The following is a 13349-nucleotide window of genomic DNA, read 5'->3' as shown; positions in this document are numbered from 1 at the left end:
CCTCAAGGACGGCGACGCAGGGCCAGGGTCGCCAGGTGCACCGGCAGATAGAGCACCAGGGGCCAGGCCAGCATCAGGCCGACGAGATACACCAGCGGATCGAGGGTCGCTTGTGGCTGTCCGAAGGGTCCCTGCACCCAGTTGATGTTGCGCTCGGCGTCGGTGACGACGTAGCTCAGCGGAATCACCAGCCAGGTCAGGGCGACCTGCCACCCCAGGCCGCGGCGATCATAGCCCAGCCGCCACACGCCGTAGCCCGCCACCAGCGGCAGCAGCAGATGGAACAGCGAGAGCAGCCGAAAGGCCAGCGGGCGGGCGGCGTTGAACATGTACTCGGTCCCCCCGATGGGGTGCACCCCGGTGGCGAGTGCCACCCCCACATCCAGTGCCCACAGCGCGCCCACCACCGTCACCGCCAGCCACTGGGCGGAGATCAGCAGCCGGCTCTCGGTCCACAGGGCGATCAGGATCAAAAAGCTCGCCAGATCGCACAGCCACAGGAAGTTCTGCCAGCCCAGCACCCGGGCGTAGGTCGGCGCCCAGATGAGGACCCACAGCGTGAAGGCGAGCTTGAGCCATAGCGGCAGGCGGCCGCGCCTCGGGACTCCGCCGCTCATGCCTCCTCCGTGCCGATGCCGTGGCGCTTGAGCTTGTTGGCGATGGTGGTGTGGGAGACCCCCAGCCGTTTGCCGAGCTGGCGGCTGGAGGGGTGCTGGGGATAGAGGGTCGCCAGGACGCGGCGCTCCACCTCGCCGAGGATGTCGGCCAGCGAGCCGTCCAGATCGATGCCGGCCAGTCCCGGCGCCTGGCCCACGTCGGGCAGGCGCAGGTGGACCGGCTCGATGGTCCCGCCCTCGCACAGCGAGACCGCCTGGAAGAGCACGTTCTCGAGCTGGCGCACGTTGCCCGGCCAGTGATAGCCGGTGAGGCGCGCCACGGCGGCCGGCGACAGGGTGGGCAGCGCGCAGCCGATCTGCCGGGCGGCGCGGTCGATGAAGTGCGCCGCGAGCTCCTCGATGCCGTCCAGGCAGTCGCGCAGGGGCGGCACCGCCAGGGTCAGGACGTTGAGCCGGTGGTAGAGGTCATGGCGGAAGCGACCCTCGGCACACAGCGTCGGCAGGTCCTGCTGGGTGGCGCAGATCACCCGCACGTCCAGGTAGGTCTCCTCGTCGCTGCCGACCCGACGGAAGCCGCCGTCCTGGAGGAAGCGCAGCAGCTTGACCTGCATGCGCGGGCTGGTCTCGCCCACCTCGTCGAGGAAGATGGTGCCGCCGGCGGTGAGCTCGAGCAGCCCCAGCTTGCCCTCGGGGCGGGCGCCCTCGAAGGCCCCGGGGGCATAGCCGAACAGCTCGGTCTCGGCCATCGATTCCGGCAGGCCGGCACAGTTCAGCGCCATGAAGGGTGCCTGGCCGCGGGGGCTCGCCAGGTGGCAGGCCCGGGCCAGCAGCTCCTTGCCGGTGCCGGTCTCGCCCTGGATCAGCAGGGGGGCATCCAGCGGCGCCATGCGCCGGGCCTCGCGGATCAGCGCGGCGAGGCGCGGGCTGGACTGGAACAGCGACTCGAAGCCGCGCAGCTCCTGGCGCTGCACCTGATAGATGCGCTCGCCGATGCGATCGGCCCGGTGCAGGGTGACCACGGCCCCGGCCAGGGAGGCGACGTCCTCGAGGTTCTCGCGATGCAGGGGCGCGATGTCGGCCAGGTAGGTGGCATCGCGCAGGCGGATGCGCAGGCCGTTGACCCGGGCGTTGTTGCGCCGGATCAGCGCCGGCAGGTCGAGGTCGGGCAGGTAGCGATCCAGGGACAGGCCCGGCACCTCGTCGACCCGGACCCCGAGCAGCTGGCCGGCGGCCCGGTTGGCGGCCACCAGGTGGCCCTCCATGTCGATCGACATCACCGGCTCGGAGAGCGACGAGAGCAGGGCATCGAGCTCCAGATGGCGACGCTCGCTGGGCATCAGGCTGACCCGGCGCACGCCGAAGACCCCGGGCACCCGCTCGAGCTCGGGCTTGAGGGTGGTCAGCTGGGCGTTGAGCAGGTTGGGCACATGCAGGTAGATGGCATTGCCGTGTTCGCCACCGACCTCGCCATGGGCCACGTTGAGGCCGTAATCGGCGAAGTGGGCAACGATGTCGCGAAGGATGCCGATCCGATTCTGGCAGTGGAATCTCAGACGCATGGGGCACTCGAAAAGAGAAGGAAGCCGTCGGCGGCAAAAGGGCGTCAGGCGGGCGTGACTCCACTGTCAAGATAACGTGACACGAGAGCCGCGACAACGGCCGGCCTCCCTGTCCTGGCACACGGACGAGGCATCGGGGCGTCGATCGTCAAGATTTCGTTACAACGGATCACCGGTTCCCGTCGCCGGTCCCTCCGCCCCGGCGCCCCCTCCCCTCGCCGGCGAGCCTAGACTACGGCTATTCCCTCCAAGGCCCTCACAACCCCAACCGCCACGGGAGACATCATGAAGGCTCAAACAGGCAAGAAGACCGCTTACCAGGCCAGGATGCCCGATGCCCAGGGCCATATCGCCTGGACCGATCAGGAGAATGCCACCTGGCAGACCCTGATGGAGCGCCAGGTCGAGTTGCTGCCGGGCCGCGTCTGCCAGGAGTACCTGGACGGCATGCAGCGCCTGGCGCTGCCGAGGGAGCGTATTCCCCAGCTCGCCGAGGTGGACGCGGTGCTGCGCGAGGCCACCGGCTGGGAGACCGCCCAGGTGCCCGCGCTGATCCCCTTCGATACCTTCTTCGAGCTGCTGGCCAATCGCCGCTTCCCGGTGGCCACCTTCATCCGCACGCCGGAGGAGCTGGACTACCTGCAGGAGCCGGACATCTTCCACGAGATCTTCGGCCACTGCCCGATGCTGACCAACCCGGCCTTCGCCGAGTTCACCGCCACCTACGGCCGCCTGGGGCTGACCGCCTCGCCCAAGGAGCGCGTCTACCTGGCGCGGCTCTACTGGATGACCGTGGAATTCGGCCTGGTGGACACCCCGGAGGGGCGGCGCCTCTATGGCGGCGGCATCATCTCCTCGCCCAAGGAGACCCTGCACGCGCTGTCCGAGGTGCCGGTGCATGCGCCCTTCGACCCCCTCGATGCGCTGCGCACGCCCTATCGCATCGATATCCTCCAGCCCCTCTACTATGTTCTGGATGGCCTGGAGACCCTGCACGACCTGGCCAACCGCGACATCATGAGCATGGTCCACCAGGCGATGGAGCTTGGCCTGTTCGCGCCGCGCTTCCCGCCCAAGCCCAAGCCGGCCGAGGCCGCCAGCGCCTGAGTCCCTTCACCCCGACGACCAACGATAACCAGGAGTCATCATGAGCGAGCTTTCCGAACAGCAGTGCGAAGCCTGCAGCTGGGATGCCCCCCATGTCACCGAGAGCGAGATCGAGCAGTACCGCCGCGACATCCCCGAGTGGCAGATCGTCGAGCGCGATGGCATCATGCAGCTGGAGCGGAGCTTCACGTTCCGCAATTTCCGTCAGGCCCTCGAGTTCACCAATCGCGTCGGCGAGATCGCCGAGGACGCGGGTCACCATCCTGCCCTGCTGACCGAATGGGGCAAGGTCACCGTGACCTGGTGGTCCCACGAGATGAAGGGCCTGCACAAGAACGATTTCATCCTAGCCGCCAGAACCGACGAGGTAGCGAAGTAAATGTTCGAGCAAATTGAGCGGGTTCCCGGGGACGCCATCCTCGGGCTCATCGAGGCCTTCAAGAAGGACACCAACCCCCAGAAGGTCGATCTCGGCGTCGGCGTCTACCGTGACGCCCAGGGCAACACCCCGGTGATGCGCGCGGTCAAGGAAGCCGAGGCCCTGCTGCTCAAGAACGAGACCACCAAGACCTACATCGGCTCTCACGGCGACCCGCGCTATGGCCAGGCCATCCTGCCGCTGGTGCTGGGCGCGTCGTCACCGGTCCTCGAGGCCGGTCGTGCCAGCGCCACCCAGTCACCGGGCGGCACCGGTGCCCTGCGCCTGGCCGCGGACTTCATCGCCACCCAGTTGCCCGGCAAGGACGTCTGGGTCAGCGACCCCACCTGGCCGAACCACCTGGGCATCTTTCCGGCGGCGGGCCTCACGCTGCACAAGTATCCCTACGTGGATGCCGAGAATCGCCTCGACTTCGGCGGCATGCTCGCGGCCCTGAAGCAGATTCCCGAAGGGGATGTGGTGCTGCTGCACGCCTGCTGCCACAACCCGACCGGCTTCGACCTGTCACGGGAGCAGTGGCAACAGGTACTGGAGGTGGTCAAGGAGCGTGACCTGCTGCCGCTGGTCGACTTCGCCTACCAGGGCTTCGGCGAGGGCCTCGACGAGGACGCCTACGGCGTGCGCCTGCTCGCCGAGAACCTCGACGAGATGATCGTCACCAGCTCCTGCTCCAAGAACTTCGGCATCTACTGCGAGCGGACCGGTTGCCTGATCATGGTGGCGAAGAACGCCGAGCAGATGGAGAACGTGCGCTCCCAGGTCGCCATCGTGGCGCGGGAAAACTACTCCAACCCGCCCGCCCATGGTGGCTCCATCGTCTCCGAGATCATGAATTCCGCCGAGCTCGCCGCCATCTGGCGCGAGGAGCTCACCGAGATGCGCGATCGCATCAACGGGCTGCGGCGCCAGTTCGTCGAGGCCCTCAAGCCCTACGGGCTCGACGAGAAATATGCCTGCGTCGCCGAGCAGCGCGGCATGTTCTCCTACACCGGCCTGACGCCGGAACAGGTGGACCGCCTGCGTGACGAGTACGGCATCTACATGGTGCGCTCCGGCCGCGCCAACGTGGCCGGCTTCTCCGACGAGAACCTGCCCTACCTGGCCAAGGCCATCGCCGCGGTCAACTGAGCCGGCCCGCCGCCTGCTCACACAAGACGCCCGGGTCGAGAGACCCGGGCGTCTTTTTTGGCTTGCCGAATGCCGCGGCGATTCCCCACGGCCGGACGGCGCCTCAGTTGTAGCTGGCGTCGCCCTCGGCGGAGCCGGAGAGACCGGCCTCTGCGGCGGTGGATCCCGCCGCCTCGGCGGTGCCGGTGGCCGATTCGAGTGACTGCTCGGCGGTGCCGGTGGCCGATTCGAGTGACCGCTCGGCCGTGCCGGTGGCCGATTCCAGGGCCTCGTCGGCGGTCCCGGTGGCCTGCTCCATGGAGCCTGCGGCACGCTCACCGGCCTGGGCGCCCATGCCCGTGTCGGCGTTGCCCTGGGCCTCGGCGTCGAGATCCGCCCCGGCGCTCTGCCCGGCCGCCTCCGCCTCGACGGAGGCGCCGGCCTCTGCCTGCATCCCGGCACTGCCACTGTCGGCCATGACCGCACTGGCGCCAAGCCCCGCGAGCGCGAGGGTGATACTGATTCCCAATGTCTTCAACTGCATGCTACCTCCATCGTGGAACCGCCGGGCGCACCCGACCTGTCCTGTATTGGGGGCCCTGTCGACCGGGCCCATCCCTGGCCCAGCGCCGTCCGTGGCGGCGGAGAACCCCTCCGATCGCTCGACACCCTGGAGAACAATCGCCAGGGCTACAGGCTGAGACAGGCGAACGCCATGCCATCCCCGGAAAAGCGCTCCATCGACAATTAGTTATGAACCAATGCAGCACCACGCTCCACGGGACGACGGCCATCTGGGCTCGCATGACCGACGGCATTTGGCGACACCCTTCGCAGCAGAAGCCAGAATCTCCTTATTGGTCAAACACTTACAGTGTTGCCAATGCAGAACAGCCCGCACGGCCAGGCCGGGCGGGCTGCGGGATGGGCGGTTGACGGCGCTCAGGCGTAGCGCGCGACGTCGAGCCCACGGGGGTCGATGGCGGGCTCACGACCGTCGATCAGGTCCGAGAGCAGCTGGCCACTGCCGCAGCTCATGGTCCAGCCCAGGGTGCCATGACCGGTGTTGAGCCAGAGGTTGCCGTGCTTGGTGGCCCCGATGATCGGCGTCGAGTCCGGCGTCATGGGACGCAGGCCGGTCCAGAACTCGGCCCTGGCCACGTCGCCCCCCTCGGGGAAGACGTCCTGCACCACCATGCTGATGGTGGCCCGGCGCTTCTCCAGCAGGCTCAGGTCGTAGGAGGCCAGCTCCGCGGTGCCACCGACCCGGATGCGATCGTCGAAGCGCGAGATCGCCACCTTGTAGCTCTCGTCCATCACCGTGGACTGGGGCGCCCCGCCATCGTCGACCACCGGTAGGGTCAGGCTGTAGCCCTTGACCGGGTAGATCGGCAGGCGAATGTCGAGGTCCTTGACCAGGAACGGCGAATAGCTGCCCAGGCAGACCACGTAGGCATCGGCGGTCAGCTCGCCGGCGCTGGTGAACACGCTCTCGATGCCGGCACCACCACGCTTGAGACGCTGGATATCGACATTGAAGCGGAACTCGACCCCCAGGTGCTCCCGGCAATGCTCGGCCAGCCGATTGGTGAACAGATGGCAGTCACCGGTCTGGTCATCGGGCAGGTGGAGGCCACCGACGAACTTGCCGGGCACCCGGGCCAGCGCCGGCTCCACGGTCTTGATCGCCTCGCTGTCGAGCAGGGCGTGGCGCACGCCGCACTGGGCCAGCACCCTCATGTCCTTGGCCACAGCCTCGACCTGACTGTCGTGACGGAACAGCTGCAGCAGGCCGCGTTGACGATCCTCATAGCGAATCCCCGTCTCGGCACGCAGGGCATCGATGCACGCCCGGCTGTGCTCGGCGATACGCACCATGCGCTCCTTGTTGACGGCATAGTGCTCGGCATCGCAGTTGGCGAACATCTTCATCATGAAGCGCGCCATGGTCGGGTCCATCCTGGGCTGGATCTTGAGCGGCGCATGCTCCTGGAACATCCACTTCATGGCCTTCCGGGGGATACCCGGCGCCGCCCAGGGCGAGGAGAAGCCGAAGGAGACCTGGCCGGCATTGCCGTAGCTCGTTTCCATGGCCGGCGACGGCTGGCGGTCCACCACCGTGACCTCATGGCCCCGTCGAGCCAGGTAATACGCGCTGGTGACACCCACCACGCCGCTGCCAAGAATCAATACCTTCATGCGCTGCCCTCACCTTCTCGTTGTCACCCGCGGGAACGGCATGGCCCGGGAGGGGAACCCGGGCCGAATGAGCAACAGAGTATAGGGTGATCCATGCAGATAATAATTCTGTTTTTTATAGTTTTATTTATAACAACAACCAGTTTAATACACTTTTTTAGCTTTATTATTCAATAATACCTTCATAATCAGTGTTTTCATCTATCGGGAACTGGGCGGCGTCGCGGGCTCGCCAGAATCCGCCGCAGCAGTTGCCAGGCCGCCAGTCCCGCCAGCAGATTGCCGACGGCGGCGCCCAGCGCCAGGCCGCTCACCCCGGCCACCCAGGCGCCGGCCCACAGGCACGGCAGGTAGAACACGAACAGCCGGGCCGCGGACATCAGCATGGCCCTGAGCGGCCAGCCGAGCGCATTGCCGGCCGAGACCACCAGCATGCACACGCCCAGGGCGGCATAGCTCGGCAACAGGAAACGAATCAGGATCGCCAGCTCGTCCCGCACTTCCGGGTTGCCCGACAGGGTCTCGGCGACACAGGACGCGGCCAGCGCCAGGACCATCCCCAGCAGCAGCTGCCAGGCCACCACCACGCGCAGCGCCAGGCGCAACAGGCGTCGTACCTGCTCCCAGTCACCGGCCCCGTAACAGCGCCCGAGCCACGGCGGCAGCGACATGGTCAGCGCCAGTACCACCATCAGCGAGAGCGTCTCCAGGCGGCTGGCCAGCCCCCAGGCCGCGACCTCGGCCTCGCCCAGCCGTGCCACCACCGCGATCGCCAGCATGGCGGCAAGCGGGGGCATCAGCTGGCTGATCATTGCCGGGCCGGCGATGCCGGCAAAGGGACGAAGTGACGCTCGGGCCTCCGCCACCAGCCCCGCTCGGGCCAGCCAGTGCGCCCCTCGCAGGCGAACGCCCAGCACGGCCAGCCCCATGCCGAAGGCCAATGCCGTGGCCCAGGCCGCCCCGGGCAGGCCCAGGCCCGGCCAGTCACCGATGCCGAAGATCAGCAGGGGGTCCAGCGCCAGGTTGACCAGGCTGGTCAGCACCATCAGCAACCCCGGGAGCCGGGTGTTGCCATGGGCACGGAACAGGCTGTAACCGAAATAGAGGGCCGCGCCCAGCCAGGCGGCCAGGAGCTGGGGGGCCCAGTAGTCGCGGATCAGTGCCAAGGATGCCGTGTCGGCCCCCAGCCGGCGAAAGACCGGCCCCTGGGTCAGCCAGAGTGCCAGCACCATCAGCGCGATCACCGCCGTGCCGGCCAGCAGCACCAGGCTGCCCAGGCGCCGCGCCCTCGCCGTCTCCCCGGCACCCAGGGCGCGGGACACCAGGGCGGCGATGGCAATGCCCATGCCCACCTGAACGCCGATGATCAGGAACGACAGCGGGAAGGTGAAGGACTGGGCCGCCAGTGGCCGGGTGCCCAGCCGGGCGACGAAGGCGCTGTCCACCAGCTGGAACCCCAGCAGGGCCATCACGCCGATGGCCATGGGCCAGGTCTGACGCCACAGCATCAGGCCCAGTGACGACGAGGGGGGCGAGGGATGGCTCACAGGGACTCCGGGGCGAAACGTGAGCTGGGCATTCTACGCCATCCCGTGGCGACTCTCAGTCGCCCCCCTGAAGGCAGGGCCAGCCCGAATATTGCACCACGTTGCTCGAGCCCTCGCTTGCCCCTGGCTGCCACAGGCTTACTCCCTCACTCGACCGTGCCCCGCGGTACGGCGCTCCATCGGGATAAAGCCTGTGAAACCAGTTGGCTGCGCGATCATCACGGCACCTGAGGCGATATCCGGGCGAGTTGATCTGGATATGGCGAAGGGCGCCGGGGACAGCTCGGAGAGGAGGCCCTGTGCCATGGGTGAGGAGGCCCCCTCCGAACGGACTGGCCCTGGATGGTCAGCACCGGTCCTGCAAGCGGAGCGGGACGCGAGAGCGCCGCAGGGCGTCGGTAGCGCCCAAGGATGGGGTTACCGCGCCGCCTCGAGGGTCCGGCACACCGGGACCCGTCGCCGGATCAGCCCCGAGCGACACGGCTAACTGCGATAGCCCTCCCCCTGAGGAGCGGTGACCAGCCCCGCCAGCAAGCGCTCGATGTCCGTCGCCGGCATGGGACGATAGAAGTAGAAGCCTTGCACCAGATCACAGCCCATCTCACGGATCAGGGTCAGCTGCTCAGCGCTTTCCACCCCCTCGGCGACCACCTCGAGCCCCAGGCGATGGCCGATGAACACCGCCGCCTCCATGATGGCGCGATCCTCGGGTTGGCCAGGGGCATCATGCACGAAGCTGCGATCGATCTTCAGTGCCGTCAGCGGAAAGTGCTTGAGATAGCTCAACGAGGAGTAGCCGGTACCGAAGTCATCGATGGCGATCCGCACGCCTCGATGGTAGAGGCGCCGCAGCCCCTCCAGGACCCGGTGGTCGGCATCAATCAACACGTTCTCGGTCAGCTCGATGCCGATATCGCCCGGCGCCAGGCCATGGGCCTGCACGCACGCCTCGAAACGCTCCAGGATATCCGGCCTGGCGAGCTGTGAGCCCGAGACGTTGATATCGATGCGCGAGTCGAGGTATCCCGCGGCACGCCAGGCCGCCTGCTGACGACAGGCCTCCTCGATCACCCAGTCGCCGAGGCGGTGAATCAAGCCCGACTGCTCCGCCAGGGGGATGAATTCCGCCGGCGACACCGTGGGGCCCTCCGCCGGGATCCAGCGCAACAGCGCCTCGAAATTCTCGATGCCCCCGCTGACGGCCGATACCTGAGGCTGATAGCACAGGCTCAGCTCGCCCCGATCGAGGGCCTTTTCCAGCCTCTCCATCAGGTCAAGCTGATAGACCAGCTCATCATGCAAGCGCTGGTGGAAGAATTGCAGTCCGCCCCGCCCCTCGAGCTTGGCATGGTTCTTGGCGACATCGGCGTTACGGATCAGGTCGTGGGCCGCGGTCCCGTTTTCGGGAAACAGGCTGATCCCCAGGCTGGCCGTCACCATGCGCTCACCGCCCTCGAGGGTGAAGGGTCGCTGAAAGACGCTTCTCACCTTGCGCACCAGGCGCAGGACGTCGTCGTGAAACTCGATCCCCGGAAACGCCAGCACGAACTCATCGCTCGAGACCCGTGACATCAGGTCCGTCGTGCGTTGCTCATGGCGCAAGCGATGCGCCAGCTCCACCAGCAACTGGTCGCCCTGGGCATACCCCAAGGCATCGTTGATCTCGACGAAACGGTCGATATCCAGGTAGACCAACGCCGCGCCGATGCCCCGCCGCCGACATTCCTCGAGCAGGGCATCCAGTTCGATCTCGAAGGTCCGGCGATTGGGAAACTGGGTCAGGCTGTCGAAGCGGGTCGCGAAGGCCAGGTCGCGATGGGCCTGCTTCTGGTCCGAGAGATCCACATCGACGCAGAACATCAGCGGAAACTCGGTGTGCTCCCCCAGCATCACGTGGTGGGAGAACACCGGGACCAGGTTGCCGCTGCGATGCAGCAGCTCGAGCTCTCCGGCCGGAATCTCCTGCCCCTCCTTGACCCAGGCCCGATGGGCCCGAATCACGGCCTCGCGCATGGGGGGCGGAATGATCAGGTCCTCCAGCAGCTGTCCTTCCGCCTCCTCCGCCGGATAGCCATAGAGTCGGGTGCTGGCCTCGTTCCAGTAGATGACCCGCCGGTCCCGGTCATAGCCCTGCACGGCCACCTTGGGCAGGCTCTCCAGCAGGGCACGAAAGCGATGCTCGCTCTCCTGGTACTGGCGACGCACCTGATCGACATCGTCATGGCGCAACGGGCGAGGCCGGAGCACCGCAGTGCGACACATCCGCCATAGCACGCGTATCAGCCGCCTGATGGAGCATGACACCTTGCGGGTCATGATTCTGACCTCCCTGATTCGACGACGCCGATGATCCTCATGATACCTAATCCTTGGAATAGGATTTTGATACTTCATATGACATGAAGATTCTCGTACTTCCCATAGCTTTATATGCCAGAAAACTCATAAATTTTTCTCATTTTAATGGCTGAAGGCCATTTTTGCCTTTACGCAAGCCTAATTGTTTACTTTTGTAATCTTACTTTTCATCTAGTAAACGAAGATCATAAAAACGTCGTACCCACTGCACCACTACCCATGCAGAAACAGGAGAAGCAGAATGAAACTCGAAAGTCTCAAGTATGGCTATCAGCCTAGCTCCCTGCTCGTCAGTTCACTTTCCAGCTACTGGTCCCCGGGGGTCACGGTTGACCTGGCACGCCAGGACTGGGCCTTGACCGACGTGCGTGAGCAGCTGGACCTGGGCGCGTGGCAGGCCGCCACCACCGACCTGCCCCGCGATCCCTATGTCAACCGGCGCTGGAAGCGCATGTCCTGGCTGGCGCTGGACGAGGATGGCGAGATGAAGGATATGGGGGCCTGCCCCATGGCCCAGGGCGGCGCCTTCAATGATGCCGCGAGCATGGCCGACCGGCTGCGCTACTATGCGCCGCTGACCGAGGCCTTCCTGGCCCGCGCAGACGTCAAGGCCTTCGTGAAGGCCTGGGCGGGGCTGTGGGGGCTCCAGGCCAACGAGCCGATCCTGATGCAGATCACCGGCGTCCGGGGGGAAGGCCAGGTGGATCCCCTTCAGGGACAGGGCGTTCATGCCGACGGCTGCAAGGCCCTGAGCATCATGGTGGTGAGACGGGAGAACTTGACCGGCGGCGAGAACCATCTCTATGACGACAAGGCCGGCAGCCGGCGGCTCGCCGACATGACCCTCGCCCCGGGAGATGTGCTGCACCTGCGCGACGACAAGCTCTTTCACAGCGTGGACGCGATCACCCAGCAGGATCCCGGCGTGCCGTTCGAACGGTTCATCGTGATCATCAACTCACGGTTCGTCGACCCCTTCCAGAACCGCATCCTGCGCCGTCACTTCCCCGACGCCGTGCTCAACACCACACGATGACCCCCGGTGGGGGGACGCGCCGCTGCGGAGCTCGACGCTTGCCGCCTGAGACGACGACCGACAAGGGTGACGAACGAGGACACCCCGGCATGGCCGGGGTGTCCTCTTCGTGCAACGACCGGATCGGGCGATCGGCCGGGGCCCACGCCCTCCACTTACTACTGGCGGATACCCTCGAAGGTCACGTTGAGCTCGAGTTCATGCATCGGCTCGGGGAAGCTGGACATGTCGATGCCGTAGTCGGCCAGGGCCAGGGTCGTCGAGCCCTCGAAGCCGGCCCGGTAGTTGCCCCAGGGGTCCTCGCCCTCGCCCAGCAGGGTCACCGGCATCTCGATGGCCCGGGTCTCGCCATGCAGGGTCAGCTCGCCGCTGAGCACGCCCTGGTCCTCGCCGGTGGGCTCGAAGCCGGTGGAGGTGAAGCTGGCGGTCGGGTATTCCGCGACGTCGAGGAAGTCGTCGCTCTTGATGTGCTTGTCGCGCTCGGCGTGGTTGGTGGTCAGGCTCGCCACGTCCACCTCGAGGTTGGCGGAAGCGGCCGCCGGCGCGTCCGGGTCATAGCTGAACTGGCCGGAGAAGTCCTCGAAGCTGCCCAGGATGTAGGAGAAGCCGAGGTGGCTGATCTTGAACTGGATGAAGGCATGCTGGCCGTCCTCGGTATCGATCACGTAGTCGGCGGCCTGGGCCTGGGCGAGAGGCACGAGGGCGGTGGTGGCCAGGGCGGCCGTCAGGGCGGTCTTCTTGAACATTGCTATTTCCTTCCTTGCATGGGTCAGGGCTGTGGCGTCCCGCCACGACGGGCATGACGCGAATGCAGCATGCGCACCAGGGTGTCGTGGCGATCCCGGTAATGGTGCTTGAGGGCGGCCAGGGCATGGCCCGCGGCCAGGACCATCATGGCCAGGGCGCCGTACCAGTGGATGGTGCCGGCCAGGGAGGCCTGGTCGGGCAGGTCGCTGACCAGCGCCGGCACCGTGAACCAGCCGAAGACGCTGATGCCGTCGCCCTCGGCGGTGGAGATCAGGTAGCCGCTGATCAGCACCAGCAGCATCAGCGCGTACAGCGCCAGGTGCCCCAGATGCGCGAATATCCGCTCCAGGCGTGAGCCGGGCAGCGCCGGCGCCGGCTGGGGAAGTCGCCAGAGCACCCGTGCCAGGGTCAGCAGCAGCACCAGCATGCCGACGGAGCGGTGCCACCAGGGCGCCAGGTTGTACCAGCTGTCGTAGTAGTCGAGCCCGGTCATCCACCAGCCCAGCACGAAGAGCCCGACCAGGGCCAGCGCACTGATCCAGTGAAGCGCGATACTGACGATCCCCCATCCACGATGTGTATTGCGCCACATGGCTCGGCCCTCCCGGCGTGATCCCTCGATGTCCTGGCACG

Annotated in this window: 12 protein-coding genes; 4 read left to right on the top strand and 8 right to left on the bottom strand. The window is 66.6% G+C overall.

From position 1 onward, the window contains the following. Positions 1–2: 2 nt before the first annotated feature. Positions 3–617, bottom strand: coding sequence for a hypothetical protein (locus QWY76_RS02340; RefSeq protein WP_290309499.1), 615 nt, complete (start codon positions 615–617; stop codon positions 3–5). Beyond that, positions 614–2176 carry a sigma-54-dependent transcriptional regulator gene (locus QWY76_RS02335; protein WP_290309498.1) on the bottom strand — a complete coding sequence of 521 codons (1563 nt, stop codon included), beginning with the start codon at positions 2174–2176 and terminating at the stop codon, positions 614–616. The genes QWY76_RS02340 and QWY76_RS02335 overlap by 4 nt, the downstream gene beginning before the upstream one ends. A gap of 285 nt (positions 2177–2461) precedes the next feature. On the opposite strand from QWY76_RS02335, the gene phhA reads away from it, so the two are divergent. From phhA to QWY76_RS02320, 3 genes are read left to right on the top strand one after another with little or no spacing between them, the layout of a single operon-like run. Then, complete coding sequence (gene phhA / locus QWY76_RS02330) at positions 2462–3283, top strand: phenylalanine 4-monooxygenase (protein ID WP_290309497.1); 822 nt, start codon at positions 2462–2464, stop codon at positions 3281–3283. A 40-nt stretch (positions 3284–3323) separates the two neighbouring features. Further along, positions 3324–3662 (top strand): 4a-hydroxytetrahydrobiopterin dehydratase, encoded by a 339-nt coding sequence (locus QWY76_RS02325; RefSeq protein ID WP_290309496.1) that lies wholly within the window; start codon positions 3324–3326, stop codon positions 3660–3662. Continuing rightward, positions 3663–4850, top strand: a complete 1188-nt coding sequence (locus QWY76_RS02320) for an amino acid aminotransferase (protein ID WP_290309495.1) — start codon at positions 3663–3665, stop codon at positions 4848–4850. It begins immediately after the preceding gene. A 103-nt stretch (positions 4851–4953) separates the two neighbouring features. On the opposite strand, the gene QWY76_RS02315 is transcribed toward QWY76_RS02320, so the two are convergent. The 4 genes from QWY76_RS02315 to QWY76_RS02300 form a co-directional block, all read right to left on the bottom strand. Continuing rightward, on the bottom strand, positions 4954–5373 hold the full coding sequence (locus tag QWY76_RS02315; protein WP_290309494.1) for a hypothetical protein: 420 nt from the start codon (positions 5371–5373) through the stop codon (positions 4954–4956). Between the two features lie 398 nt (positions 5374–5771). Beyond that, a complete protein-coding gene (locus QWY76_RS02310; protein WP_290309493.1) occupies positions 5772–7028 on the bottom strand; it encodes a D-amino acid dehydrogenase in 1257 nt (418 codons plus the stop codon). 197 nt (positions 7029–7225) lie between these two features. Then, a complete protein-coding gene (locus QWY76_RS02305; protein WP_290309893.1) occupies positions 7226–8536 on the bottom strand; it encodes an MATE family efflux transporter in 1311 nt (436 codons plus the stop codon). 522 nt (positions 8537–9058) lie between these two features. Beyond that, complete coding sequence (locus tag QWY76_RS02300; RefSeq protein ID WP_290309892.1) at positions 9059–10837, bottom strand: putative bifunctional diguanylate cyclase/phosphodiesterase; 1779 nt, start codon at positions 10835–10837, stop codon at positions 9059–9061. 337 nt (positions 10838–11174) lie between these two features. Between QWY76_RS02300 and QWY76_RS02295 the strand changes: the two genes are divergently transcribed. Beyond that, positions 11175–11969: a 2OG-Fe dioxygenase family protein gene (locus QWY76_RS02295; protein WP_290309492.1), complete on the top strand. Its 795-nt coding sequence runs from the start codon at positions 11175–11177 to the stop codon at positions 11967–11969. A 158-nt stretch (positions 11970–12127) separates the two neighbouring features. On the opposite strand, the gene QWY76_RS02290 is transcribed toward QWY76_RS02295, so the two are convergent. Then, entirely contained in the window at positions 12128–12715 is a 588-nt protein-coding gene (locus QWY76_RS02290) for a YceI family protein (RefSeq protein WP_290309491.1), read from the bottom strand. Between the two features lie 23 nt (positions 12716–12738). After that, on the bottom strand, positions 12739–13308 hold the full coding sequence (locus QWY76_RS02285) for a cytochrome b (protein WP_290309490.1): 570 nt from the start codon (positions 13306–13308) through the stop codon (positions 12739–12741). Positions 13309–13349 lie beyond the last annotated feature (41 nt).

Origin of the sequence: Halomonas maura, assembly GCF_030409305.1 — a bacterium.
GTDB lineage: Bacteria > Pseudomonadota > Gammaproteobacteria > Pseudomonadales > Halomonadaceae > Halomonas > Halomonas maura.
Note: the sequence above shows the minus strand (reverse complement) of the source record. Positions and strands in the feature narration are given on the sequence as shown.

Bases quoted from the DNA above. Each gene is read 5' to 3' on its own strand.
- QWY76_RS02300 (WP_290309892.1), bottom strand. From the start codon at position 10,837: ATGTGTCGCACTGCGGTGCTCCGGCCTCGCCCGTTGCGCCATGACGAT.
- QWY76_RS02295 (WP_290309492.1), top strand. From the start codon at position 11,175: ATGAAACTCGAAAGTCTCAAGTATGGCTATCAGCCTAGCTCCCTGCTC.
- QWY76_RS02320 (WP_290309495.1), top strand. From the start codon at position 3,663: ATGTTCGAGCAAATTGAGCGGGTTCCCGGGGACGCCATCCTCGGGCTC.
- QWY76_RS02310 (WP_290309493.1), bottom strand. From the start codon at position 7,028: ATGAAGGTATTGATTCTTGGCAGCGGCGTGGTGGGTGTCACCAGCGCG.
- QWY76_RS02340 (WP_290309499.1), bottom strand. From the start codon at position 617: ATGAGCGGCGGAGTCCCGAGGCGCGGCCGCCTGCCGCTATGGCTCAAG.
- QWY76_RS02285 (WP_290309490.1), bottom strand. From the start codon at position 13,308: ATGTGGCGCAATACACATCGTGGATGGGGGATCGTCAGTATCGCGCTT.
- QWY76_RS02335 (WP_290309498.1), bottom strand. From the start codon at position 2,176: ATGCGTCTGAGATTCCACTGCCAGAATCGGATCGGCATCCTTCGCGAC.
- QWY76_RS02290 (WP_290309491.1), bottom strand. From the start codon at position 12,715: ATGTTCAAGAAGACCGCCCTGACGGCCGCCCTGGCCACCACCGCCCTC.
- QWY76_RS02325 (WP_290309496.1), top strand. From the start codon at position 3,324: ATGAGCGAGCTTTCCGAACAGCAGTGCGAAGCCTGCAGCTGGGATGCC.
- QWY76_RS02305 (WP_290309893.1), bottom strand. From the start codon at position 8,536: ATGCTGTGGCGTCAGACCTGGCCCATGGCCATCGGCGTGATGGCCCTG.
- phhA (WP_290309497.1), top strand. From the start codon at position 2,462: ATGAAGGCTCAAACAGGCAAGAAGACCGCTTACCAGGCCAGGATGCCC.
- QWY76_RS02315 (WP_290309494.1), bottom strand. From the start codon at position 5,373: ATGCAGTTGAAGACATTGGGAATCAGTATCACCCTCGCGCTCGCGGGG.